The organism is Streptomyces griseicoloratus, assembly GCF_014534645.1.
GTDB classification, from domain to species: Bacteria; Actinomycetota; Actinomycetes; order Streptomycetales; family Streptomycetaceae; genus Streptomyces; species Streptomyces griseicoloratus.
The window spans coordinates 33,903-58,801 of sequence record NZ_JACVQF010000177.1 but is presented as its reverse complement, the minus strand read 5'-3'; the positions used below and the strand labels follow the sequence as shown (position 1 = coordinate 58,801).

The window sequence follows — 24,899 nt, the reverse complement described above, 5'->3', positions numbered from 1 at the left end:
GGGCATGCTCGACCCGCAGCCGTGCGGCGGTGCGGTCGGCCACCGTCCTCGACGGCTGCCAGTGGCGCAGCTCGGGCCATTCCGCGGCGATCTGGGATCCGTACTGGGTGAGGAACCAGGCCGGGTGCGGCCGGCCTGCGGCAGCGTGACGCGGTCGATCAGCCCCTCGCCGCGCAGTTTGACCAGCCGCTGCCGGGTCTGCGAACGGCTCCATTCGGCCTCGGACGGATCCCCCTGACCTACGACGGCATCCACGAACTTCAGCCTGGCGGTCAGCGGCTCACCTGGAAGAACTCCTGATGGCAAGCGGTGTTCTTGAATCAGGAGTCTTGAGGTGGTTGCTGCTGCACTGACTGGGTGTGGTGAATGCTCCTTCTGGCTAATGACGTGAAGTCGCTCAGTGCCTCCCAGAACTTGAAATAGCCCTCGTCGAAGTGAGGGCTGTGCACTGCCGCATCCTCGGCCATGGCATGGACGGCGAGGTAGACCTGTGTGGACGCTGTCGCCAGTCGGTCAGCGGCTTGCACCACGTCGTCCGGGCCTTCTATGTGTGCTGTGTGAACGGCTCGCATCATCTCCGCGTGTAGCTGGGCATGCCGCTGCAGCACCTCCCGCAGGGCCGAGGCCCGAGCCGCAGGATCGCTCAAGCTCACGGCCGGGAGCACGTCAATGAATCGTTCGCCTACGACGTGGGCTCTGTGGACGACTTCGACGTATGCGGCCCGCCGCGATACCCGCATGCTCTCCGCTTCCTGCGCTGCTCGACTCGTCTGAGCCTGGATCTGAGCTGCTCGTGTGCTTCCCTTACTGCCCACCCAGCTGGCAAGAATGGCGGTGGCGCCGGTGAGTGCGGAAACGAGTAACGCGGTGTCCAACATGGCGTGATCCTGCCAGGGACGGCTCCGGCGCACACATGCTTCAGCGCTGATGCTGAAAAGGAATGGAACTCTGTCGGCCTGTGACGCCCACCGTCCAGCCGCCCGCGCGTTCATCCACTGGTACCGAGATGCGGCTCAGGGCCACCCCTCGAGGACGGGGACGGCTGGGAGGAGAACGCCCTGGTGAAGGTGCTGCAGGACCGCCAGTGCACGATGGGCGGGACCGTGTCGAAGGTGCAAACGCCCTCCAGCCGCAGTTGGTCCAAGTGCACCGTGCCGACGAACAGGCATTCCAACAGGTCGACGTCGGACAGGACGAGGTGAGCCGCATCCACGCCGCGTAACGAAGCCAGCCTCACCTCCGGGCCAGGCGCACTGGCAACAAGATCCTCGGCCACCTGTCGGCCATTGGCGACCATGAACGGATCCGGTTCCGCGGCGATCGTGAGCGGGTACTCGAACACTGCATGAGCGAAATCCACCGTGGCGTAGCGCAGACGTACCTCAGCCGTCGACGACCAGCGGGTTCGACGGCACTCCAGGCGACGCGTGGCAAACAAGAGGGTCACCGGGCCGCCAAAAACCGCCCCAGACAGCCGGACGCGCCCAGCACATACCGACGGCCCCACACTGACAGCTCTATCGAACGTCGCCGACTCGAACCTGGCGTCGCTCTCGAACGTTGCCGACTCGAACCTGGCGTCACCCTTGAAGGTCGCCGACTCGAACCTGGCGCCGTTCTCGAAGACCGCTGACTCGAACCCGGCGTCGCCGTTGAAGGTCGCCGACGTGAACCTGGCGTCGCCCAGATGTGGGTGGCCGGTTGCGGGGTCACGGAGGCGGGTGAGCAAGGCGCCGAGGAGGGTGCCGGTGAATGGGGTGCCGCGGTGGTCGATGTCGGAGCCGGGCGTCAGGCCCGCAAGGTAGGCGTCGCGCTCGGGGTCGCCAAGGTAGGCGAGGCATCTGGTGTGACCGGGGACGTGGATGCCGGGGCAGCCGATTGGGTTTTCCGGACTGGCGTCCTCGCCGCAGCGCGGCCAGCTACGTGAGGCCAGGGACGGCCCGGGACTGGGCTGAGACATACCTGAGAGACGATTGAGTACAGGTAGTTGGTTTCCGATGCAACCGATCCCCGACGGCGCCGACCCGGCCGTGCCCGCGATCGACACAGAGGTCCTCGCCCAGCGTGCGGTCGACTCGATGAAGCTCACCGGCCCGGACATCGCCTCTCCACCTCCGGAGGGGCGATACACGGTCGGGGTGCCGATGTGGCTGTGGGTCCGCCAGGGCGAGACGACGTACGGTCCGGCCACCGCGACGGCGTCCGTGGGCGCGGTCAACGGTGACCGCCACCGCACGGTCACTTCGATCCGCTGGATCATGGGCGACGGCACGATCATCACCTGTGCCGGCCCTGGCACCCCCTACCGGGGCAGTGAGGGCATGGTCGACTCCCCGGACTGCGGACACCGCTACGCCACTACGAGCAGCGGTCAGCCCGGCGAGCGGTTCTCGCTGACTGCTACGTCTACGTGGACGGTTGACTGGGAGCCACCGGCAGGGGTGAGGACTCTGGGAGTTCACCGAGATCCGCAGCAGCACCGTCGGTGTCCGAGTCGGTGAGGTTCAGGTCGTCAACTAACCCCAGTCAGGGCTGTGACCTGGCGTGGTCGGGCCTGCGGCCCCGGGTTCGGTGCCCGTGGTCGGGTCCGGACTCGCCTGCCGTATGTGCATCCAGCCGACGCGCTGGTCGGGGTCGGTGACGGGGTACCAGTCGGGTGCGGCTGGGCCGTGCCACAGGAGATCGGTCATGGGTTCGGCCAGGACGGGAACGTCGCGCAGGAGCGCGGCGAGTTCCGGCTGCCGGGTGGCGGCGTTCAGGGCCTGCAGGCGGGTGTGGATGCCAGCGGGGCCGGTGCCGTCCAGGACGAACAGCCGCCGCGGGAACACGGGATACCGGCGCCGCCAGTCCTCCCTCGCCGGTTCCTGCCCGGCCGGCCGGTGCCGCACACCGGGCGGGGGTGCGGGCACGTACTGGTGCAGCCGGGCATAGGCATGGATCTTCGCAGCCAGGCGCTCGGGGCCCATGGTGGCCCGGTCGACTTCCACAACCGCCCGCAACATCACGCCCTCGTCGGTGCACCGGTAATGTAGCAGAGCATCGGGAATGACGGCCTCACCGCCCCCGACGGAGTGGTAGACCTCCGGGATCCAGTCCAGCGGTCGGCACACGTCCCCGCGGCGCCGGGCGTCCTGCACGAAGGCCAGCCCGGTCTCCGTCACCGTCAGGGCATGCTCGACCCGCAGCCGTGCGGCGGTGCGGTCGGCCACCGTCCTCGACGGCTGCCAGTCCCGCAGCTCGGGCCATTCCGCGGCGACCTGGGCTCCGTACTGGGTGAGAACCAGGCCCGGGTGCGGCCGGCCTGCGGCAGCGTGACGCGGTCGATCAGCCCCTCGCTCCGCAGCTTGACCAGCCGCCGCCGGGTCTGCTCGATCCGCACCCCGGGCGTGAGCAGCAGGTGCAGTTGCTCGGTGGTGGCCATCCGGTACTGAGCCAGCACCGCACCGCCAACCGGTCCCCGCCACCCGCATCCACCTTCAGCATCGCCGCTCCTCCGCCGCTGTCTCGGTCCATGCAGCGCCGAACCCCTTGTGGCACCGCCTGTACCGCCCACAGCAGCAGCCGGCCCCGACCGGTCCGCCGACCGTGAAGGCCGGACCAGGGAACGCGATGCGACAACACCGCCCCCGACCAGGCCCGCAACCCCTCCACAGACACCGCCGACAACCCCAGCGGCAACTGCCCGCGGCCACACGGCAGCTGACGGCGTATCCGCAGCTCACCACGCCTGTCAGAGCGTGGTCGGCAGCCCGACATCCCCCTCTGCACACCCCCGCGCTCGCTCAAGAAACAGAAGGAGAAGAAGGGAGGGAAGGTGATGGGCGGGCGGGGCGGGTGCGGTGTGCGGCCGGGGGATCGGGGCGGTCCTGTATGGGGTTGCGCGTCGGCGGGGCCTCCGCGCTCCGTGCCGGACGAGCCGGGGCACTAGGGGCTCGTCACGGATCGTCGGCCGGGTAATCGACCTCCTGCTCATCGACCAGCAGACTGTCTCCAATACCTGATCTTGGAGGTGGTCGTGGGACGTCGACCGAGTGTGCTCGTCCGGCCGTTCACAATGGACGAGGGCCGGAAGCTGCAGCGGATCAGCCGGAGTGCGAAGGACCCGGCCAGCCTCCGCCAGGCGATCGTGGTGCTGATGCTCTGGATCGAATCGAAGTTCGCGGCCCTGCGCTGCTTCGCCCTCAACGGCACCGCCCACGGCAGCCACGACGGGCAGAACGCCGCCATCGCCTCCTACGTCCGCTGGCGTAACGTCCGAGCCAAGCCGAAGACGAACCTCGCGCCGGACTCACCGGTCCGCGCCTGGACCGACTACCCGGCCAGGGCCACCTGACCCGCCTCTACGATCTCCATATGAGTGACCTGAACCCGGAAGGCGGACAACTGCAGACCGCCCGGCTGTCGTTGCGGCGTCCGACCGAAGCCGACATCGACGCGATCTTCGCGATCCACCGTGACCCCGAAACCTGTCTGCACAACCCCTCCGACGCGCTCACCCGGCTCGATGAGGCCGGGGAACTGTATCGCCGCTGGAACGACCAGTGGCAGCGGTGCGGATACGGGTACTGGGTCGTCCGACGCCACGGCTCCGCCCTGCAACTGGGATTCTGCGGGATCAAGCCCATGGAACTGCACGGGATGAAAGTCCTCAACCTCTTCTACCGCTTCGCCACTTCGGCCTGGGGCCAGGGCTTCGCGAGCGAGGCCGCAGCGACGGTCACTACATGGGCATCCCGCCACGTTCCCGACCTCCCACTGATCGCCCGCGTCCGGCCGGCCAACATCGCCTCGCAACGCGTGGCAGCGCGTGCTGGTCTGACCCGAGCAGAGCACCTCGACGAAACCGGTTACGACGGCCTCGACTGGATCTATGCAGCGAGGCTGCCGAACTGAGCAGCCCCGGACACGGACAGACCTCACCGACCGCTGTGTCCATGGCCGTTCAACGTTCTGAGATGAGCCCCTAGGAGGGCCAGGGCGCTGGCCGTTGCGCAGCCGCACGGACAGACGTCAGGGCGAGGGCTGCGCCGCCCGCGGGGCGCTGTCCGCGTCGTCCTCGGCGTTCTGGTCCTGGCTGTGCTCGTACTGGGCGCGGGCTTCGGTCAGGGCGCGCTGCCAGCTGCGCTCACCGCCGCCGTGTTCGCGGGCCAGGCGTGCGGCCATGCCGCGCTGGTAGCCGCCGGCCTGCCGGAGCTCGGCGAGGACGATGGCGACGGCCCGGTCCCGCTGGGCGCGCCCGGAGCCGCCGCCCTGGTTGCCCCGGCCGTCCCCTGGGCGCCGTCCAGCAGCCCCGATAGACCCGTACCGATGTCCTCCTGCCAGGCGCTCCACCACGCTTCTATGGCCTCCTGGTCGTAGAAGTGGGTGCGGTCCACCGTGCACGCCACCTCCGGGAACCGGCGCTCCTCGGGGTACCGCTCGCGCTGGACGTACCAGCGGTTCACGGTGGCGGCCGACGCACCGGTGCGCTGCATGACCCAGGCCCGGCTCACCACTCACCGGCCGCCCTCGATCCGACGTGACGCGCCGTCCTCGCTCATCACCGACACAAGCCGGTCGAAGTGCGTCGTGACACGGCCGTGTTCGTGGTCGATCGTACGTGCGTGGCCTCAGCCTTCGACGGCGCAGGGCAGGCGATACAGGGACGCTTTGGCGCCATGTCATGGCGGGGGACTGGCTCGGCGTCATGCGTCACTGGTTCTGGGCGAGCGGGATTCGCCGGGGGCGGTGGCGTGTGGTCGTACGTCTGTGGATTTTACGCTCGGGGGCATGTGTTGGCCTCATCTGCGGTGCTTGCCGTGGCGTGGCCGGGGGCGGGTGCTGCGGGTGAAGGCGCAGGCCAGTCCGAGGCATTGCAGGACGGCGCAGACGGTGATCACCGTGTGTATGTCTGCTGGGTTGACGAGTGCCATGAGGATGCCGGCGAGGGGGTAGGGGAGGAGCAGGATCAGCACGGTCACGGACAGCGTGCTGCCGAACACTTCGGCGGGGATGAGGTGGGATCGCAGGGTGCGCAGCACGACGGCCAGGACGCTGTCGCCGGCCATGAAGACGGCGGTCAGGATCAGGTAGGCGGGGTAGGAGCCGGCGTGCGCGATGAGGAAGCACGCCACGATGGTCACCACAGCGGCGCAGCGGCCCACCCTCGTCAGTCCCCACCGGTCGATGGTGACGCGGCAGGTGGTGACTGCCAGCAGCGAGGCGGCTGCCGCGCAGGACCACACCAGCCCGACCGAGGCGCTGGACTGGCCGAGTTGCTTCACCACGATCACCGGGGTGGCCGCTTCCAGAAGACCGAGGGCCAGGTTGGACAGCGCCAGCCCCGCCACCAGCCACGCCAGCCTCGGCAGCGCGCGCAGGGTGGACCAGCCGGTCCGCCACCCCCGTGCCACGCCTCCGGTTGCTTCCGGTGCTTGCGGGGGTGCGTGGCATGTGCGCGGGGCGATGGCTGCCGAGAGCATCGATAAGCCGCTGATCACCGCGAGCATGCCGCTGGAGCCGCCCCACTGCAGGAGGAGGCCGCCTGCCGCGGGGCCGGCCAGAGCGGCTGCCTGGTCGATGCCCAGCAGGACCGACTGGACGCGGTGTGCCGCGCCACCGGCGTCCCGGCTGGCGACCGCACCGACGCTCTCGGCCGCGATGTAGCTGAACTGGGTCAGACACCCCGCGCACGCCGCCAGGAGCATCACCAGGCTCGAGGCCGTTTCGTCGTCGGTCATGGCCAAGGCGGGCGCCGCAAGCCCCGCGACCAGCGCCCGGGCCGTGGCGGCCAGCCGGAAAACCCGCGCGGGCCCGAAACGGTCGACGGCCACGCCGGCGAGACTGAACGTGCACAGCCGTGGCGCCCACGCCAGCACGAAGGCGATCCCGGTCAGCGAAGACGAGTTCGTCGTGCCCAGCACCAGCAAGGGGATGCCGTAGGTGGCCATGGAGGCCGCGGCTGCATCCGCGAGACGAGGCAGATACACACCCCGTACCCGGCCATAGGCGACGGTGCGGGCATGCCGGGGCGGAGCAGATCGGACTTTCATCGGTATCAACGAGACGTGCTTTCTCTGTGAACGGTGGCGGCGGTCAGGGACCGACCCGAACAAGAAACGGCACAAGGCATGACAAAGTGCTCTTCTCGGCGAACCCCTTCCTGCGAGAGCTGGGAAGGCCACGTTCCGGACCATGGCCACAGAGGCGGGTCCGGCTCCCCGGCAAGCCGAGAGCGGGCGCCGGGTGCGGTGCAGCCTGCAACGGGCGCGCGGCGCTGCGACCTCACGCCATTGATCGACCGGCACACCTCTGAGAGCAAGATCATCTTGATGAACGTTACGCCGGGTAAGCCGAGGTCGAGCAGGCTGGGTCGGGTATGAAGAGGCGCCAGCCCGCAGACGACCGGACCGCGTGGCTGGTGGCGGAGAAGGCCCGTCGACCGGGTCCGCGACCGGTTCGAGCCTGGTGTAATCGGACCTGCTTTCCGCGCGCTTCCTGACCATCGTCCTGATCGGCTGGGAGGCGGGGTGGAACCGTTCCGGCACCACGGCCAGGCAGTCGTCCGGCGATCGCCGCGGCTGACACCCAAGAGGGACTTCGCGGACTCTGTGCGGGGGCTGCTGCGGCGGGCCTGCCCCGCTGCCCCAAGCTGGCGGGATGAGCCCCGCCCCCGACTCCATCGGCCTGGGGATGCGCGGCGCCCGCATGACTGCTCTGTCAGGCAGCACCGGAAGATCCGGGAAACATGCACAGAGGCCTGGCGATCGAAGGCCGGCGGTCTACCGCCCCGGCTGCCGCGTCGGAGCCGGTGGCCCCGCTGGTCCGCCGGGATGGGGATCACCGCGCGGATGCCGCGCTTTTGCGCAGGCGGGCGCGGATCGCGCGAGATGAGTAGGCCTTGTCCGCAAGGGCCACGTCCGGCCTGGTGCGCGGCCGGCCACGCCGCCGGGGAACGCGCAGGCGAGCCATGACGTCCGTGAAGCCGGGCGTGTCACCGGCCTGCCCCGCGGTGAGGACGAAGGCCAAAGGGCGGCAGCGGGCGTCGGCTGCGAGGTGGATCTCTGTGGTCAGTCCGCCGCGGGATCGGCCGATGGCGTGGTCGGCCGGCTCGCCGGCCGGGCCCCCTTTTTTTTGGCGGGCCCCGGCGTGCTGGTTAGCCCGCACGAGCGTGGAGTCCACCGACACGGCCCAGGCCAGGTCCTCTTCGGCGTCGGCCTGGGCCATCAGCGCGGTGCACACTCGCTCCCAGGTGCGTCGACGGCCCACATCCGCAGCCGGTTGTAGACACCCCGCCAGTTGCCGTACTTCTCCGGGAGGTGAGCGGTCGGCCTGGTGGCGGGCGATGTGCCCGGGGGTCTGTGTTCGTGGTGTTCATGCGGCAGGGGTTGCGGGGTGCCGCGCCAGGCTCCGCATCCGATGTAGAACTCTAGATTCAAAGATCAGTGAGTCTTTGGGGTGGGTCGGGTTTCTACCCCTCTCACGCACGAGTTCGCGGCGGGCCAGAGTGCATTCACCGTCGCGGATCAGCCAAAGGCAGTCCACTGAGCCTTCAGTCTGGGGCCTCACGCCCACGTGAGATCGGGGTTGTCAGAGCATCGGTATGGACATGCGCATGGCAATGAACGGGCCAGATTGCGCAGTTGATGTTCAAGGCTACATAGGTGGTGGGGAAGATCCATACGCCGCCCCCCTTGCCAGGTAACCCACCTGATTCCGTTGGGAGTTCCTGTATGTCAGTGCCCCTCGCAGGCCGAATACGCAGAGCCTGCGTCGTTGCGATGTCCGCGGCTGCAGTCACCGTCGCCGGACTCACGGCCCCAGCCGCGGCAGGCGGTTCGGCGGAACCGTCCACCCCTGGCGCCACCGTCGTCCCCGCCAAGAAGACTGTCAGAGACGTCAGTGCATTCTGGACGCCCGAGCGCATGGAGGCAGCCAAGGAGCTGACGGCACCCTCAGCACCGAGTGGCCTCCGAGTCGAAGAAAGGGCCGGCTCGAGGGGGGCCACAAACACCGGAGTGCTGGCGGAGGCCGATGCCATGCCGCCGAAGGACGCGACTGCCCCCATGGTCGGTGACATCAGCGCTGAGGCAGCCGAAACCTCCGTCTCTCAGCAGGTCCCCTGGCCTACCATCTCCTGGCCGCTGAACGTTGTGGGGAGGCTGTTCGTCGTCCTGCCTGACGGAAGTCTTGGAAAGTGCAGCGCCTCCGTGATCGTTTCCAACACCAGGAGCGCACTGTGGACGGCCGCGCACTGCCTTCACGACGGCGAGAGCGGACAGTCCGGCTTCTACACCAACGTCACCTTCGTGCCGGCCTACCGCAACGGTGAGGAGCCCTGGGGGAAATGGGAGGCACAGAATCTCATCGTGCCCACCTCTTTCGCCGATGGCGACTTCGACAGGATGCTCGACGCGGACATGGGGTCGGTCATCCTCAAGCCGCTGGCTCCGTATGGCAACATCCAGGATGCCATGGGCGGGTACGGCTACCGCTTCGGCTTCGACACGGACTACAACGACGTGTACACCTTCGGCTACCCGGCCGAGGGCTACAACCGACCGGCCTCCGACTTCAACAACGGCGAGTACATGATGTATTGCCAGGGAAACACGGAGGATGCCTTCCCCTTCAACTTCTACGACAACCGGCTCAAGATGGACTGCGACATGGGCGAAGGGTCCAGCGGAGGCCCTTTCCTCACCGGCTTCTCGCAGAACATCAAGATCGTCGGAGCCAACAGCCACACCGAGGGCGATCCGCGGTCGAGTGATGACCTGTTCTCGTCCGAGCACGCGAACCACGCCATTGCGGTCATCAACGCCGTGAACGGCAGCTAAACGGTCTTCTGCTCACTGGTGCCGCCCGGTGCTTCATCGGGCGGCACCAGTCGCATCACAGACCTTCTGCCTGGCGCATTCGCTCCTTGGTCCAGAACTCCGAACCCTCTTCGGTCTGCTCTGGAACGGTGTGTACGATCACGCCCTCTGGCTGTTGAGTCGATTCCTCTTCGGCCAGCTTGAACCCGGCTACTGTGCCGATGACTCCCGCGACGACCGCAACAGACAACCCCACAGTGCGTCCACGGCGTAGTCCTCCACGAACAGCAGCATGGCGCCGTGTCCCCGTGCGCATTGCCTCGCTGCCAGGCACAACAACACCCACCTCATCAAGAGCCAACGCCGGTCCACCACTATACAAGTGGCAAGGTGAGATCTTCGGGCGTCATGCCCGGGCTGTCGACGGCCGTGACGTTCGCTCTCGGTGCCGGGGCCGCAGCCCTGCTGTACGGCCGGTATGGCACCAACGCCCCCAGCCCGGAGTCTTCGTCCTCTACTTGAGAACGGCCTTTTCCATCACCGCGGCTCCCGTACGGGCGCGCATCGTCCGGGACAGCGGTCCGTCCCGGACCCGGGTCGGCACGCTGGCTATGGCATCCGCCGCGGTGGGCGACGTCCTGGCCTGGTGCCTGCTGGCCGTGGTCGTGGCCGTCGCGCAGGCCGATGGGATCAGCCGAGTCACGTGACGTCTGTCTGACGGGTGCCGGTTCGAACCGGAGCGGAACCCGGCGCCGAGCTGCGCGCGCCGCCCTTCGTCAGGTGCGGGCTCGGGACCGCGGAGGCAGAAGGACCGATCTCAACGGCTCCTGTACCGCAACTACTCACACCCGCATCAGTCCCCGCTCCAGGAGGCGCTTGTTCGCCACTTCGGACGCCGCCGTGCTGCGTCCGTTCTCGGGCGTCCCCTTAGACGAAGATCTAAGACCGTGTCCTACGTGGTGAGGCGGACGAGTCGCTTGTAGCAGCACAGGGCGGCGGCGAGTCCGAGAAGGGCCAGGTAGTTGCGGGGATCGCGTTCCTAGCGGGGGCTGAGTCGACGGTAGCCGGACAGCCAGGACATCGTCCGCTCGATGACCCACCTGCGGCGCCCTAATCGCTCGCTGGACTCGATGCCTTTGCGGGCGATGCGCACGCCGATGCGCTTCCCGCGGAGCCATCTGCGCAGGTCGGCCCGGTCGTAGCTTTGTCGGCATGCAGGCGCTGGGGCTTGAAGTGGCGGCCGCGGTGGGGGTCGTGTCTCGTTTGGTGACCCTCCACCATCGGCTTCAGTCCTTCGCTGTCGTGGGTATTGCCGGCGGAGACGCCGACGAGGAGAGGCAGTCCGTTCGCGTCCGACAGGACGTGCATCTTGGAACCCGGCTTGCCTCGGTCCACGGGGCTCGGACCTGTGTGTTCGCCCCTTTTTTGGCCCTGCCGTGGGCGGTGTCGAGGACGATGCGGGTGACGTCGACGAGGCCGGCGTCGTCGAGCCGGTGCAGCACGGCCTCGTGCAGTCGGCCCCAGACACCGGCTCTGGACCAGATCAGGAACCGGCGGTGGGCGGTCGACTTCGAGATGCCGAAGCAGGGCGGCAGGGCCCGCCAGGCGCAGCCGCTGACCAGCACGTAGATGATGGCGGCGAACAGCGTCTCATCAGGCGTGTCCTGTGTTCCACCGCCCTGTGGCCGCACCCTCGGCGGTGGGATCAGTGGCTTCGCGATCTCCCACAGCCCGTCCGGAACAATCCAACTCCACGTGCCCCGCCCCATGACCTGACCAACGAACCACCACCACATGGGACACGGTGTAAGTGGGACGGCTACCGCGCCCAGCTCGCCCGCTGGGCCGACGGCCGGGTGCTGCTGCGCTCGAGGCAGGGCACGGACATGACCGCATCGTTCCCGGAGATCCTGGACGCCGCCCTCGCGCAGTTGCCCTACGACACTGGTCTGGACGGTGTTATGTGAGCTGTGGGCCTGTCTCAGTCCGTCGATGTCTCATGTCGGACGCGGGGTCAGTCCGCGTTCGCAAGCCTCTGGGCATGGTCGAGGGGAGGCGGCTGGCGCCGCTTCGCCGCCACGCGGCCGGCGAGCCGCGTGCATAATCCGTCGCCGCGAGCGCCCTCGCCGGGCACAGGTACGGACTGCGCACGTGGGTGCGCTGCAGCCGGCGCCGCTCTGGCTCACTCAGAGGTCGCGCGGATAGGCGCGGTTGGGGGATACCGGCAGCAAAACGGGCGTGGGTCCGGTAATCGTGGAGTTGCGATGCTCTGTGATCAAAGGGGGGATCTGTGCCCCCGCTGTCGTCATGGCTGACTGAAATAACTCTGGGGCCAGTTCGAGGGCCTGCTGCCCGAGCGGCCGGAGTATCACCCTGACCATCCACTTGGCTGTCACCGCCGACGCATCAGCGACCAACCGCCACACTTACGTGTGCCGCACGACTCGAATGGGGTGGCGGCGCGGCTCAGCATGACTCAGCTCAGTGCGGCCAGGGGCGGTGCCGCCGTCGACGCCGAGGGCCATGCCGGTGACGTAGCTCGCGCGGTCGCTGAGGAGCCAGGCGGCGGCTTCGGCGATCTCGCGGCTGGCCAGGGTGGCCGAGGGCGGCGAGGGAGCTGAGGTGCTCGATGATGCCTGGGTCGCGCTGCTGCCAAGCGATCATCATCTCGGTCATCGTGGAGCCGGGCGCGACCGAGTTGACACGGACACCGTCGCGGCCGTATTCGGCGGCGGCGGCTCGGCTCATGGCGATGACGGCAGCTTTCGTCGCCCCGTACACGCTCTGCCCGGTGGCGCCGAAGGTGCCACCGATGCTGCTGATGTTGACGATCGAGCCACCAGCGGTCCCCTGCGCGGTCATCGCCTGCAGTTCGGCGCGCATCGCCAGCCATACGCCCTTGAAGTTGGTCTCGAGGACGGAGTCGAAGGTCTCGTCGGTGACCTCGGCGAGGCGGCCGCCGCCCTGGCTGCGGCCGGCGTTGTTCAGAGCGCCGTCGAGGCGCCCCCACTCCTCGACCGCGGCCGCGACGGCTCGCTGTATCTCTTCGCCGTTGGTGGTGTCGGCCTGAATGGCGAGTACGTTGCCTCCGTCGGCGGTGATGTCCTTGGCGACACGCTCGAGTTCGGGTTTGCGGCGGGCGGTGGGCCTGATGTCGGGTACATCGCCGGGTAGAGACCCGGGTAGGCGAGCACGAACGCGACGTGCGCGTCCCATCCGGCGGCGACGCGGGTGCGCGGGTCCGCGTCATCCGTCGCGATCACGGCGTCCTTGCGGTGGAAGTACTCCTCGAACGCGATATCGACGACAGCGCGGATCAGTCCCGCCCGGTCGCCGAAGTGGTGGTATAGGGACGGGGCCTGTACACCCGCGGCGGCGCAGACCGCGCGCGTGGAGACCGCGTCGACACCGTCGCGCGTGGCGATCTCGAACGCCGCCGTAAGCATTCGCTCGCGAGCGTCAGCGGGGGCACCGACGGAATTCGCTGATCAGCGGGTACGCGAGGGTGGGCGGAAGTCGTTTCCCGCGCTCACGTAGATTGTTTCCCACTGCCCTGGCCGTCCCGTCATCTGCTCAGGGCTCGGTCGATGTCGTACTCCGAGTACGGAACGAATCGTCGCGCCCTTCACAGACTGCATCTTCCGGCGGTGAGTGCCGTGATCGCGCACTCGGCGGCGTGCCGCGCCGCGAGCGCGGAGGGGATCGGCCCGCAGCCGTGGGAGGCGCGCCCGGTCGGTCCGTTCGTGATCTGCCACTGCCAGGCGGTGCGTGCGGCTGGGGGTGAGGGGTGGTGCCAGACGGGCTGTGCGGCGGAGGGTGCGTTCTCCGCCTGCTGGACCACCACGCCGTGGACCACCCCGCCGATCACGGCCGAGGCCCGCCATCCGTCGTGGTCGACGGTCCAATCCAGGGGTGTCGGGGTGGACTCCGACACTTCCAGGAGGACGTCGGCGAGGTCGGCCAGAGTCCGGTACACGGCGGCACGAACGGCATCGGTGTGGTGACGGCCCCACCGGCACGGGGTCCGTTCGGCGAGTTCGTCCACGATAGCCTGCGCGGCGAGTTCGTCGAGAGAGTCGGGCAGCGCGAGGCGTTCCCGCGCCAGGGTCGCGCCGGCGCCCCATGCGAGGTCGTCGCGGGTCATGGCGGTGTCGCGGGCCAGCGTCCACAGGTCGGCGGGGCCCAGGTCGTCGACCATGTGCTGGATGCAGCGGGCGGCTCCGTCGGCCGCGGGCGGTACGTCGGCGTTCAGGAGGCCGGCGCGTACCTCGGTGGCCGCGCTCATGTCGCCCGGTTGCAGCACGCCCGGCGGCAGCAAGGCCGCTGCGTGGAGCACGTGCTCGTGGACGCGCCGTGCCGGATGAGCTCCTGAGGGCGGCGAGGGGCGTCCTGACAGGGAACAGAGGGCGTCCAGCAGGTCCGCCGGCACAACTCTCAGGTTGATGCACGCCTTCGATAGACGGCCATCCATCCTGTCCTCCCCCTTTCCGCTCTCTGGGATGGCTGGCCGGTCCGGCGCGGTCTCCCTTTGAACCGCGCCGGACGGGCCTTGTTCTGTGGCTGTGTCAGTAGTCCAGCACGGCCAGGGCGTCGATCTCCACGAGGAGTCCCGGCGGGAGCTGCATGTAGACGGTGGTGCGGGCGGGGAAGGGCTCGCCGACGGCTGCCGCGTACGCCTCGTTCAGCTCGGGCAGGTGGGCGGGGTCCGTGAGGTAGACGCGGAGCATCACGACGTCTTCCAGGCCCGCGCCGGCCGCCTTGAGGACGGCGGTGACGTTGCGCAGGACCTGTGCGGTCTGCTCGGCGACCGTCGTGCCGACGACCTCGCCGGTGGTCGGGGCGAACGGGAGTTGTCCGGATATCTGCAGGACGGGGCCCTTGCGGATGCCCTGGGACAGCGGAGCCGGGAGAGAGGGAGCGTGCTCGGTGGTGATGACGGTTCTGGTCACGGTGTTCCTTGAAGCGGTGGTCCTTGGAGGGGGTGAGCAGGCGAAACCCGTGCGGGCGTCAGCTCCAGGCCTGGCGTTCCTGGCTGCGGGGGTCGTCGACCTGGGTCCACTCGGCGTCGATGTGCATCGTGGCCCTGCGGTCGGTGTCGTAGGGGTCCCAGCCGGGTTCGCCGGTGGCGGCGAACCGGATCCAGGTCTCGTGCATGCGGTCCGCGAGATCCGCCGGGGGCTTGTCGGGGCCGAGCAGGGCGGCGGGGCCGTTCAGCTCGGGCCGGTCCGCGAGGTCGAAGACGAAGGGCAGCTCGACGGCGTGGGTGGCGCCGAGCTCCCCGTCCAGGGACTGGGAACGCCAGGCGAACTCGTACGCGTAGGTGACGGACTTCGGATGGGCGGCATGGGCGCTGGCCAGAGCGCGGGTGCCCGCGCCGAACAGGGCGTCGGCCATGATGGCCGAGCGCAGTTCCGCGAAGGACGCTTCGGGGCGTGACTTGCGGTAGGTCTCAACGAGCCGCGCCGGATCCGGGTGCGAGCGCGCCGCCGCGTCGTCGACGTCGGCTGCGGTCGAGGTGGCGTACTTGCCCACCGGGACCAGGTAGAGGTTGCCCTCTTCAGTGTTGGTGCCGATGAGCAGGTCGACGCCGGCGGCGAGGCCTGCGGCGACGGCTTCGGCGGGCTGGGTGTCCAGGACCAGGCTGAACGGGCTGAGGCCGATCAGCGGGTCGTGGTGGGTGGCGGTCTGCAGGTCGATGCCCGCGAGCTTGGAGGCGGCCTCCACCAGACGCTCGTCGGAGATCTCCGCGAAGGCGTCCACGTGCGGCTCGACGCCCAGGACCTCGGCGGCCGCGGCGGTGACGCGGCCGGCCTGCTCGGTGCTGAACGCGCCCAGGCCGCTGCCGCTCTGCACGATCGCCCGGCGGAACAGACCCGTGGCCTCCGCAGTGGCGAGGACGCCGCCGACGACGGTGGCCCCGGCCGACTGGCCGAAGAGCGTCACGTTGTCCGGGTCTCCGCCGAACGCGGCGATGTTCTCCCTCACCCAGCGCAGCGCGGCGACGACGTCGAGCAGACCGCGGTTGGCGGGGGCCCCGGGCAGGTCCAGGAACCCGGCGATGCCGAGCCGGTAGTTGAGCGTGACGAGGACGACGCCGTCGCGGGCGAAGGCGGAACCGTCATACATCGCGGACCGCGTCGATCCGGCGACGAAGCCGCCGCCGTGTACGAACACCATGACCGGCAGGCCGCTCTGCGCGACGGCGGGCGTCCAGACGTTGACGGTGAGGTAGTCCTCGCCCCGGCTCCAGCCGGTGCCGAAGTAGGGGGCCATGTCGATGCTGCCGAGCTTGCGCTCGGACTGCGGCGCGTTGGGTCCGGGGACGGTGGCGTCCCGTACGCCGTCCCACGGCTCGTGCGGCTCGGGCGGCACGAACCGGCCGGCGCCCAGGGGCGGGGCGGCATAGGGGATGTTCAGGAAGGCGGCGGTGCCGTCCTCCTGGCGCAGACCGCGCACGGCTCCCTGCGCGGTGGTCACGACGGGTTCGGGGTGGTGGTTCATCTCTGGTGCCTTTCCGCGGGCTTCAGCCCTGCTCGGTGTACGGGGCGAAGGGCGCCCAGCCCTTCACGGCGAAGGTGCTTCCCTCGCGTACGACTTCGGTGGCGCCGTGCCCGCCCAGGTGCGCCGGGATCACGAGCGCGTTGTTGTCGGTGGCCCAGCCCAGCACCTTGCGGCGGGTGGCACGGGCTTCGGCGGGGTTCTCGCAGAAGCAGCTGTTGGCGTCCGGCTCCAGGATCTGCACCGGGCTGTGCAGCATGTCGCCGACGAACACCGCACGGTCCGTGCCGGAGGTGAGAGTCAGCACGGAGGAGCCGGGGGTGTGCCCGGGAGCGGCGTCCAGGCGCAGGTTCGCGTCGATCTGGTGGCTGTTCTCCCACAGCTGCGTCAGGCCGGCCTGGTGCACCGGGGCCACGCTGTCCTCGAAGACGTTCTGGTTGCCGCGGCCGAGCAGCGGCTGGTGGCCGTTCTCCGGGTTCCAGAAGTCGAAGTCGTCCTTCGGCATCAGGTAGGTGGCGTTGGGGAACGTCGGCACCCACTGCCGCCCGTCCAGGTAGGTGTTCCAGCCGACGTGGTCGATGTGGAGATGCGTGTTGATCACGATGTCCACGTCCTCCGGCTGGACACCGGCCCGGGCGAGGTTGGCCAGGAAGTCCGTTTCGAGGCGGTTCCAGACCGGGGCGTAGGGACGGTCCTTGTGGTTGCCCACGCCGGTGTCGACCAGGATCGTCTGGCCCTCGCTGCGCAGCAGCCAGGTCTGGATCGCCGAATTCACGATGTTGGTCTCGGAATCCAGGAAATGCGGGACAAGCCAGTCGGCACCGTTCTCCCAGACTTCCTTCGAGCTTTCCGGGAAGAAGGTGTCGGGCGTCATTTCGACGGAACCGTAGTATTCCCACACCCGGGTGATGGAGACATTTCCGAGGGTGATCTGTTCCATGAGATTTCCTTGGAATTCGGGGGATTTACTCAACGGTACGAGCGACCCCAGTGGGCGCGGTATCCGTCATGTGACTGCACCTGCCTCATGAATTCGGCTACGGTTCAGCGGGTCCGGAGCATAGAATTGGTCGCACCCGGCTGCGACCGGGCGGCCACGGAAGACGCGTGCCCCCACGTTCCGATGGCCCCTACGTCTGTTGTCTACGAGTTCGTCTCCGTTGCGGTGCCGGACGACGCTATCGGCCTCCGGCTGACCGACCACATCGTGCGCATGGTGCAGGACACGGTTCTCCAGCAGTTGCTGCTCTGGTCCGGGGCCGGGTTGGCACTGATCGCCCTGCTCACCGGATTCATGGGCTGGTGGCTCGTGGGCCGGGCACTCACACCGGTCGCCGCCATGACGGACACCGCCCGCCGGATCAGCGAACAGCACCTGCACGAACGCCTTGCGCTCACCGGCCCCGACGACGAACTGCACAGGCTCGCCGGCACCTTCGACAGCATGCTCGACCGGCTGGAGAAGTCCTTCGAGAGCCGGCGCCGCTTCGTCGCCAACGCCTCACACGAGCTGCGCACCCCGCTGGCTGTACAGCGCACCAGCCTGGAAGTGGGGCTCGCCGACCCGCTCCCGGAAGGTCTGGCGGACGTACGCGAGGACCTGCTCGCCATGAACCGCGACGCGGAGACACTGATCGCCTCGCTACTGCTGCTCGCCCGCAGCGACCTCGGCCTCGACGAGGACGAGACCGAAGAGAGCGATCTCAGGGACGCCGCACATCAGGCGGTCGGGAGACTGCTGCCCCAGGCCGAGGAGAAGAAGGTCTCCCTCGAACTGGCAGCCGACGGACCGATGCCGGTCATCGGGACCCGGTGCTGCTGCGCCATCTGATGACAACCTGGTGGACAACGCCGTGCGGTATAACCGGCCCGGCGGAACGGTGTGGGTCCGGCTCACCGGCCGGACGCTCACCGTCACCAACACGGGGACACCCGTGGACCCGGACCAGGCGGACGGTCTCTTCGAACCGTTTCGGCGCCTCGGCCAGGACCGCACCAGCACCTCCGGCCACGGTCGGGCCTGTCCATCGTCGCATCGATCGCACAGGCGCACACTGCCCGCGTCACCGCCCGCCCGAGACAGGGCGGCGGACTCACCGTCTCGGTCACGTTCACCGGCACCTGAACACCGCCACCCAGCTAACGGGCTTGGGCGCGTTCGCACCGGTCGGCGAGGACGGCGCAGCTTACTGCGGCAGCCTGGACCGGGCCGTGCGGCAACGGGATGTCCACGCTCTCAGAGGGGGCCACGGTGGTGCGGTCGGGGTCCGATGCAAGTGGGTCCAAGGCTCGTACGAGCGCGGTCAGGGTCGCGTCGAGGCGATTGATGTGCAGCAGCAGGCGATGCTCCGGCGACGGCCAGTTGCGGCTCACGCGTTGCTCCTCCGAGAGCAGGGCCAGTGCCCTGATGACCGTGGGGCGTGCCGTTTGTGGGGCGCTTTCGGGTCGATGGCCGGTGACGCGGATCAGGTGGGTCACGGTCTCGTGCGCGCGGTCGGCCGCAGCTGTGAGACGGGCGGCGCACTCCGGGACGTGGCCCGCCGGGAGACGTTCGGCCGTGGCGGCCAGGCTCCGCGCGTGATACGCGCTGGCCTCAAGGAGTTCCAGCAGGTGGCAGGCGCGGTGACGGCGGCGGCGCTGCGGATTGAGCGGATGGGTGAGAGGCAGGCAGGCCTTGCGGAAGGATTCCAGTGCCTGGTCGAGGTCGTGTGCCGCGCGGACCCAGCTCGTCGGGGTTTTCGTGTCCGTGCTTCCTGCCGCGACGGCTCTCAGGAGGCGGTCGAGGACTCGCAGGAAGCCGACCAGTTCCTCGTCGCTGGCGCGGCGGACCGTGGTGGGAAGGACGAGGACGGCGGCAAGGATCCCGCAGGACACTCCCAGTGCGGTCTCCTGGACGCGCAGGAGCAGCACGTGTGTCGAGAAGGTGTCCATCAGCGCGAGCAGCATGCCGAGCGTGCCGGTGATGAAGAACGTCACGGCCCAGTAGGCCTGTGACGGGGTGTAGAACATCCCGAACATGCACAGCAGGAGCAGGATCAGGAGGCCGGGGCCGTCTCCGCCGACCAGGGCGGCGAGGCCGTAGCCGAACACCACGCCGAGGACCGTGCCCGCCAGCCGCCGCAGGCTCTGCAGCAGTACCTCGCCGGTGCTCTCGTTCTTGATGAAGACGACCCATGAGGCCGCGACGGCCCAGTACCACAGGTGCGGCGACAGGAGATGGCCGCCTGCGATGGCGAGGGCCGAGGCAGCCGTCACCTGAAACGCCTGACGGGTGGCTCCCCGCTTCAGGCTTGCGGTGTCTGTGTCCCTGCGCGGCAGCGCCCCGAAGGTGGGTGAGGCGGGCTTGCGTGGAGGTGTCCGGCGTCCTGCCGGGCGGTCGCGTGGGCCGAGAACCCGCAGGGCTTCGGTAAGTTCGTCGACCGCGGGGAAGCAGTCCAGCACGAGTGCGGAGCCGGTCGGCCGGTTCGCCGGGCCGCCTTCGTACCCCTCTGCGCACCGCTCGGCTGCGCAAGTAGTTCCCCCGGTGGGCTGGTGCCGGAGAGCCCGGATCCGCCGGGCGAGCCGCTGTCGCGCCGTCCGTCCCGCCAGATCGTTGCGTGCCGCCGGGGTGCGGACCGCGCGGACCGTCAGTACGGCCAGGCGCTGCGCGGCCACCTCCACCCGGCTGAGGTGCGGCAGCAGAGCCTCGGTGTCCTCGTCGACGGCGCGCTCGTCGAGAAAGTCCTCGATCAGCAGCACGGACGCGTGCAGTGTGTCGAGGCGGTCTTGCAACGAGCGGCTCCGGGTGTCGACGTCCCGCCCGGTGGCGACCATCGCAGCCGTGTCCCGCAGGACATCGTGCAGACGCACGTCGAATGCGTGCCGCAGCCGCCTCAAAGCTCGGGACGCCGTGATGGGGCCCACGCAGTACCACACGGCCGTGACGGCCCCGAACGCAACCAGTACCGATGCCCCGAGCTCCGGAAGGCGGTCTGCCCGGGCCTGGGTGAATTGAGACAGCAGAAAGGCCATGAAACCGAAGATCCCCAAGCCCAGCCCTCGCGGGCCGAACCGGCGGGCCTGAACGGCAAGGTAGATCACCACCAGGAAGACCAGCTTGGCTGCCGTCGGGTACGGCGTCAGCGCGGCTCCGGCGGCCAGAGACGCGAGGGAGAGCGGAACACCGAGTCCGAGCGTGATGAGCTGGTTGCGCGGGTGCAGGTCGCTAACGGCCAGTGAAGTCGTCATCGCGGTGAAACCGCCGACCACTAGCGCCGTCTCGGGCGCTCGCAGCGCTGTCAGCACGGCAAGGGCCGCGGCAGTACCGAGCACGGCGCGCATCGCGGAGGTCAGACGCACGAGCCCAGGGTCGAAGGCCGCGAACCGGTCCCACAACGATGTCGTTGTCCTTGCCACCATGGGGATCTCCGTAGGTCCTTTCGCGTGCGCACGGCCGTGCGGGAGCCTTCGGGTTCTGACCGGCCACCGCCCGCGTCACCAGTCTCGGCATGCGGGGTTCCGTCCGGTATGCGTCAGGTGACTGCTTTCGGAGGTTCTGCAGCACGTGGGCGTCCATTGCCGGCGTCGGCGACCGCGCAGCGCTGACAGGCCTGCACCCGTCGACGATGGCTTCCGGGCTCAAGGGGCTACGCACCGCACGGACTTGGGACGGACAGCCGCCAGGCGCCCAGAAGGTCACGCGACATTCGACGCATCTCGACACAGCCGTCATCGAGCCGCAGGTTTCCGTGCGCCGCGCGTTCGCTCGGGTCGTTCGCCCGCTCAAGAGCAGCCTCATGGGCCTGCTCCGGACCAGCCATGCCGTCGAGGACGTAGAAGTGGCGTACAAGCCGACCGCATGGAGTGCGGAACCCGAGTCCTGCCAGCCACGAGCGTCCAGTAACCATGACAGCGCCTTCCGGTCGAGATGTACGGCTTCCGCGATCCCCGTCTGTGATGGCACAACGCCACCGGCGACGCACGATCGTGCCTGCCCGCCGACCCGGAAAGGCTCGACCGTGCTCGCTTCACGATTCTGTGGCCGGACGAACAGCCGGGGATATGCGTCACGTGACTGCATCGGTGCTGGTCGGCCACCGGATGGGGGCGTTTGCGCCCGTCGGCCGGTTGTCCCGCCGTGGCGATCCCGAGGCCGCCGGTGCGGAGACGTACGGCTCAAGGCGTGCGGAGGTCTGCAGTCGCATCGCCACGATGTCCGCGCCGCGTGCGACTCCGCGGGTGAAACCAGGCCTCCGGGAAGACTCCATGGACGCCATGGCCGGAATATCCCGGACGACGACTGCGTGTCGCCGACAGACTGGCGCTCGGATGTGCTTCTGACCGGCTTCGAGGCCGCTCCCGCAGGCTCTGCCGCGGTTCTGCCAGGCTAGTATCTGGGGTATCTCAATTCCCTGGAGCATCCGTGGAAAACGATGGAAAGGCTCGTGGGGAGCACTCGACGCGGAATTCCGGTCTGGCACTGGTCGGCCGGGAAACCGAGACCGCAGAAATAGTCCGGCGGGTCCGCGCCGATCGGTCCCACAGCGACGTGTTGATCCTCACGGGTGATCCCGGTGCCGGAAAGAGCACACTCCTCGGCATCGCGGCCGATCGCGCACGGAGTGCGGGTGGCCGAGTGCTGCGAGCGGTGGGCAGCGAATCCGAGGCCCACCTTGGATTCGCGGGCCTTCATCAGATGCTCCGCCCGGTACTCGGTGCCGCGGAGGGCCTGCCGTCGCGGCAGCGCTCCGCGCTCCGCGCCGTCCTGGGGCTCGACGAGTGTGCCGAGGCCCCCGACGCGATGATCGTGGGTCTGGCGGTTCTGACCTTGTTGTCGGACCTGGCGGAAACCGCCCCGCTGCTGGTCGTGGTCGACGACGCCCAGTGGATCGACCGCGGATCCCTGGACGCTCTCTCCTTCGTGGCGCGACGCATGGACAGCGAGCCCGTCACACTGCTGCTGGGAGTCCGCACCGCGGCCGTACTACCCGGCTTCGACAAGGGGTACGAGCGCCTCGAACTCGGCCCGCTGGACAGTGCGGCAGCCAACCGGCTGCTCGACCGGCAGCCCACACCGCCCACCGGCCGAATCCGCGTGCGGATCCTCGAAGAGGCGGCCGGTAACCCGCTGGCCCTGGTGGAACTCGCCCACGCCACCGCGATCCGCAACCCCGAGGGCAGCAGCGTGGAGGGCCCGCTGCCGGTCACCGACCGGCTGGAGCGGATCTTCACAGGACACGCGGCCAACCTGCCGGAACCGACCCGCCGCATCCTGCTGCTCCTCGCGGCCGCCGACGCGGCGGACGCGCAGGCAGCCGCCATGGGACTGCCCGAGGCGGACGACACCGCATGGGAGCCCGCGGACCGGGCCGGTCTCGTACGCCAGGACGGAACCAGGATCGTTTTCCGTCACCCCCTCGTCCGCTCCGCCGTCTACCATGCCGCGTCCTTCGAGGAACGACGCCAGGCACACCTGGCTCTCGCGGAACTGCTGCGCGAGGAGCCCGACCGCCGTGCCTGGCATCTGGCCGCCGCGACCGTACGCCCCGACCAGGACGTATCGGCCGCGTTGCAGCAGACGGCCGACCGGGCCCGGCGCCGAGGTGGCTTCGCGGCCGCCGCCGCGGCCCAGGAGCGTGCCGCGGAGCTCAGCCCGCACCGCGAGGACCGGGCGCGCCTGCTGGCCGAAGCCGCTGCCAGCGCCGTCTTCACCGGTCAGCTCGGCTGGGTGGAGCACCTGGCCGCCGCAGTCCGCGAGTGCACCGACGACCCGGCACTGCGGGGCAGAGCCGCGCTGGCCACCGGTCGGCTCATGTCGCTGGGCCCCCATCACACAGCAGCCTTCGCCCTGCTGATGCGCGTCGCCGACGAGGCAGCGAACGCCCGGTCACCCCTCGTACTCGACGCGCTGGCCGCAGCAGCGGTGGTCCGCTACTACTCGGGCGAGGAGTCCCAGCAGCGACAGATCCAGAGCCTGCTCTCCCGCATGCCCGACGATGCCGCCGGAGCGCCGTTGCGCGCCTGGGTGCTGGCCGTATCCGATCCCAACCGCGCAGGAGCGTTGCTCGCATCGTTGCTGCCCGAGCTCATCGCCGAGGCCAAGGGCGACGCCCAGCGCCTGACCGCGCTGGCCATCGTCGCCTGGCTGCTCGACCAGACCACCCTCGCCGCCCAGACCTTCGACAAGGCGTTCGACCAGTGGCAGGCCCACGGCCCGCTCCCGGACGGACTGGGTTGCGCGGCCGGCTGGACCCGCCTGGAGCAGGGCCGGTGGGTCGAGGCTCGCTCGGTGGCGGCCGACATCGCAGCCATGGCATCGGCCGCCGGACTCGACCACGCCGAGGCGTGTGCCCAGGCACTCGACGCCACGGTGGTCGCCCTGCTCGGCGACGCGGCCGCCGCACGCCGACTCGCCGAGCGAGCCCTGTCTCTGGTCGATCCGATGGAGAGCCGCTCCGTCGCGGTCTTCGCCCGCCGTGCCCTGGGGCTGGCGGCCGTGGCCGAGGGCGACTACGACACCGCGTACACGCAGTTCCGCTCGGCATTCACCGACGACGGCGATCCTGTCCATTACCACGTCTCCTACACCGTCCTGGCCGAATTCGCGGCTGCGGCCGTCCGCCGCGGACGGCAGGAGCACGCCGCACAGCTGCTGGAACGGTCGGCGCAGCGCCTGGGTACGGGCATGTCGGCACGGGTGGCCGCACTGATCACCCGTGGCCGCGCCCTGCTGGCGGATCCCGAGCACGCGGAGCCGTTCTTCCAGGCGGCGCTCGCGGAGCCCGCGGGTGAACAGTGGCCGTTCGAACGGGCGCAGACCCGGCTCGACTACGGGGAATGGCTCCGGCGCCGGCGCCGTATCGCTGAGGCCCGTCCCCTGCTGAGCGCCGCTCTGGAAACCTTCCAGCGCCTCGGCGCCCGGCCGTGGGCCGAGCGGGCACAGGCAGAACTGCGCGCCGCCGGCATCGAGGCGACCGACGTCGTGCCCAGCGCCTTCACCGAACTCAGCCCCCAGCAACAGCAGATCGTCCAGCTGGCGGCCCGCGGTCTGACGAACCGCGAGATCGGGGAAAAACTGTTCCTCTCACCGCGTACGGTCGGCTCCCACCTCTACCGGGTCTTCCCCAAGCTGGGCATCACCGCCCGCTCACAACTCCGCGACGTACTCGAAGGCACCCTGTCAGATACCGGCGTCCAGAGTTGACAGCCGAATCCGCCACCGCGCCGCGCACGCTGCTGCTGGGCCGCTACGACGACGCGGACGTGCTGCGCTACACCGGCCGCACCGTCCCGCTCGCCCGCACCGCGACAGCCGCACTCGCGGAAACGCTGACGCCGGCCACAAGCGAGCACCCGTGGTCGGGGCGCACGTTCACCGCCGGGTGGGGCAGCCGCGACGTCCTGGACGTCACGCTCGTCGACCCGCAGCTGGTGGTGGAGGTCGACGTGGAGTCGCCCGCGACGCCGCCGGCCGCTGGCGCCACCCCGTACGCCTCCACCGGGCGCGCCTGGACGTGTCCCCGGACAGCGTGCCGTCGTTCGGCGCTTGAGCTGCCTGCCCTTCGGGGAGGGCGCCGCTGGCTCTGGGCAGGCTTCGGACGCATGGCGTACTACTGATCACGGGTG

At 69.3% G+C, this 24,899-nt stretch carries 18 protein-coding genes and 6 pseudogenes; 10 read left to right on the top strand and 14 right to left on the bottom strand.

Annotated elements, in window-relative coordinates; genetic code table 11:
* Window positions 1-320 precede the first annotated feature (320 nt).
* Entirely contained in the window at window positions 321-878 is a 558-nt protein-coding gene (locus H0H10_RS09155; protein ID WP_188180350.1) for a hypothetical protein, read from the bottom strand.
* A 110-nt stretch (window positions 879-988) separates the two neighbouring features.
* On the bottom strand, window positions 989-1,960 hold the full coding sequence (locus H0H10_RS09150; RefSeq protein ID WP_188180349.1) for a pentapeptide repeat-containing protein: 972 nt from the start codon (window positions 1,958-1,960) through the stop codon (window positions 989-991).
* A gap of 37 nt (window positions 1,961-1,997) precedes the next feature.
* Here H0H10_RS09150 and H0H10_RS09145 point away from each other — a divergent pair, with 37 nt between their 5' ends.
* A complete protein-coding gene (locus H0H10_RS09145) occupies window positions 1,998-2,501 on the top strand; it encodes an ATP/GTP-binding protein (protein WP_223179604.1) in 504 nt (167 codons plus the stop codon).
* Between the two features lie 15 nt (window positions 2,502-2,516).
* On the opposite strand, the gene H0H10_RS09140 is transcribed toward H0H10_RS09145, so the two are convergent.
* Window positions 2,517-3,470 carry a replication-relaxation family protein gene (locus H0H10_RS09140; RefSeq protein ID WP_373566824.1) on the bottom strand — a complete coding sequence of 318 codons (954 nt, stop codon included), beginning with the start codon at window positions 3,468-3,470 and terminating at the stop codon, window positions 2,517-2,519.
* Between the two features lie 545 nt (window positions 3,471-4,015).
* Here H0H10_RS09140 and H0H10_RS39725 point away from each other — a divergent pair.
* Entirely contained in the window at window positions 4,016-4,333 is a 318-nt protein-coding gene (locus H0H10_RS39725) for a hypothetical protein (RefSeq protein ID WP_223179603.1), read from the top strand.
* A gap of 20 nt (window positions 4,334-4,353) precedes the next feature.
* Window positions 4,354-4,893: a GNAT family N-acetyltransferase gene (locus tag H0H10_RS09125; protein WP_188180348.1), complete on the top strand. Its 540-nt coding sequence runs from the start codon at window positions 4,354-4,356 to the stop codon at window positions 4,891-4,893.
* Between the two features lie 117 nt (window positions 4,894-5,010).
* Here the strand turns inward: H0H10_RS09125 and H0H10_RS09120 are convergent, their stop codons facing one another.
* The 3 genes and pseudogenes from H0H10_RS09120 to H0H10_RS09110 all read right to left on the bottom strand — a co-directional run.
* A complete protein-coding gene (locus H0H10_RS09120; RefSeq protein ID WP_188180347.1) occupies window positions 5,011-5,334 on the bottom strand; it encodes a hypothetical protein in 324 nt (107 codons plus the stop codon).
* A gap of 446 nt (window positions 5,335-5,780) precedes the next feature.
* Window positions 5,781-7,031: an MFS transporter gene (locus tag H0H10_RS09115; protein WP_188180346.1), complete on the bottom strand. Its 1,251-nt coding sequence runs from the start codon at window positions 7,029-7,031 to the stop codon at window positions 5,781-5,783.
* Window positions 7,032-7,705: 674 nt separating this feature from the next.
* A pseudogene (locus H0H10_RS09110) lies at window positions 7,706-8,309 on the bottom strand (IS5 family transposase); the annotation flags it as partial.
* A 687-nt stretch (window positions 8,310-8,996) separates the two neighbouring features.
* Between H0H10_RS09110 and H0H10_RS09105 the strand changes: the two are divergent.
* Complete coding sequence (locus H0H10_RS09105; protein ID WP_188180344.1) at window positions 8,997-9,818, top strand: trypsin-like serine peptidase; 822 nt, start codon at window positions 8,997-8,999, stop codon at window positions 9,816-9,818.
* A 931-nt stretch (window positions 9,819-10,749) separates the two neighbouring features.
* Here the strand turns inward: H0H10_RS09105 and H0H10_RS09100 are convergent.
* Window positions 10,750-11,566 (bottom strand): annotated as a pseudogene (locus H0H10_RS09100) (IS5 family transposase).
* On the opposite strand from H0H10_RS09100, the gene H0H10_RS41195 reads away from it, so the two are divergent.
* Complete coding sequence (locus H0H10_RS41195) at window positions 11,450-11,764, top strand: ATP-dependent DNA ligase (protein ID WP_373566825.1); 315 nt, start codon at window positions 11,450-11,452, stop codon at window positions 11,762-11,764. The pseudogene H0H10_RS09100 and the gene H0H10_RS41195 sit on opposite strands and share 117 nt — an antisense overlap.
* A 323-nt stretch (window positions 11,765-12,087) precedes the next feature.
* Window positions 12,088-12,214: pseudogene (locus H0H10_RS39720) on the top strand (IS5/IS1182 family transposase); the annotation flags it as partial.
* Between the two features lie 9 nt (window positions 12,215-12,223).
* Here the strand turns inward: H0H10_RS39720 and H0H10_RS09095 are convergent.
* The 6 genes and pseudogenes from H0H10_RS09095 to H0H10_RS09070 form a co-directional block, all read right to left on the bottom strand.
* A pseudogene (locus H0H10_RS09095) lies at window positions 12,224-13,013 on the bottom strand (SDR family NAD(P)-dependent oxidoreductase).
* Between the two features lie 101 nt (window positions 13,014-13,114).
* A pseudogene (locus tag H0H10_RS41190) lies at window positions 13,115-13,243 on the bottom strand (helix-turn-helix domain-containing protein); the annotation flags it as partial.
* Between the two features lie 179 nt (window positions 13,244-13,422).
* Window positions 13,423-14,082: a hypothetical protein gene (locus H0H10_RS09085; RefSeq protein WP_188180343.1), complete on the bottom strand. Its 660-nt coding sequence runs from the start codon at window positions 14,080-14,082 to the stop codon at window positions 13,423-13,425.
* A 280-nt stretch (window positions 14,083-14,362) separates the two neighbouring features.
* Window positions 14,363-14,746, bottom strand: a complete 384-nt coding sequence (locus H0H10_RS09080; protein ID WP_188180342.1) for a RidA family protein — start codon at window positions 14,744-14,746, stop codon at window positions 14,363-14,365.
* A 58-nt stretch (window positions 14,747-14,804) separates the two neighbouring features.
* Window positions 14,805-16,298, bottom strand: a complete 1,494-nt coding sequence (locus H0H10_RS09075; RefSeq protein WP_188180341.1) for a carboxylesterase/lipase family protein — start codon at window positions 16,296-16,298, stop codon at window positions 14,805-14,807.
* Window positions 16,299-16,320: 22 nt separating this feature from the next.
* Window positions 16,321-17,235 (bottom strand): MBL fold metallo-hydrolase, encoded by a 915-nt coding sequence (locus tag H0H10_RS09070; RefSeq protein ID WP_188180340.1) that lies wholly within the window; start codon window positions 17,233-17,235, stop codon window positions 16,321-16,323.
* Between the two features lie 225 nt (window positions 17,236-17,460).
* On the opposite strand from H0H10_RS09070, the gene H0H10_RS09065 reads away from it, so the two are divergent.
* Complete coding sequence (locus H0H10_RS09065) at window positions 17,461-18,126, top strand: histidine kinase dimerization/phospho-acceptor domain-containing protein (RefSeq protein WP_309141759.1); 666 nt, start codon at window positions 17,461-17,463, stop codon at window positions 18,124-18,126.
* Between the two features lie 10 nt (window positions 18,127-18,136).
* Window positions 18,137-18,259, top strand: a pseudogene (locus H0H10_RS40705) (two-component sensor histidine kinase); the annotation flags it as partial.
* 175 nt (window positions 18,260-18,434) lie between these two features.
* On the opposite strand, the gene H0H10_RS09060 reads toward H0H10_RS40705, so the two are convergent.
* Window positions 18,435-20,615 (bottom strand): FUSC family protein, encoded by a 2,181-nt coding sequence (locus H0H10_RS09060; RefSeq protein WP_223179601.1) that lies wholly within the window; start codon window positions 20,613-20,615, stop codon window positions 18,435-18,437.
* A gap of 1,081 nt (window positions 20,616-21,696) precedes the next feature.
* Between H0H10_RS09060 and H0H10_RS09055 the strand changes: the two genes are divergently transcribed.
* Window positions 21,697-24,477, top strand: a complete 2,781-nt coding sequence (locus H0H10_RS09055) for a helix-turn-helix transcriptional regulator (RefSeq protein WP_188180338.1) — start codon at window positions 21,697-21,699, stop codon at window positions 24,475-24,477.
* Window positions 24,474-24,890, top strand: a complete 417-nt coding sequence (locus H0H10_RS39710; protein WP_223179600.1) for a hypothetical protein — start codon at window positions 24,474-24,476, stop codon at window positions 24,888-24,890. Before H0H10_RS09055 ends, H0H10_RS39710 begins: the two co-directional genes overlap by 4 nt.
* The last annotated feature ends 9 nt before the right edge of the window (window positions 24,891-24,899 follow it).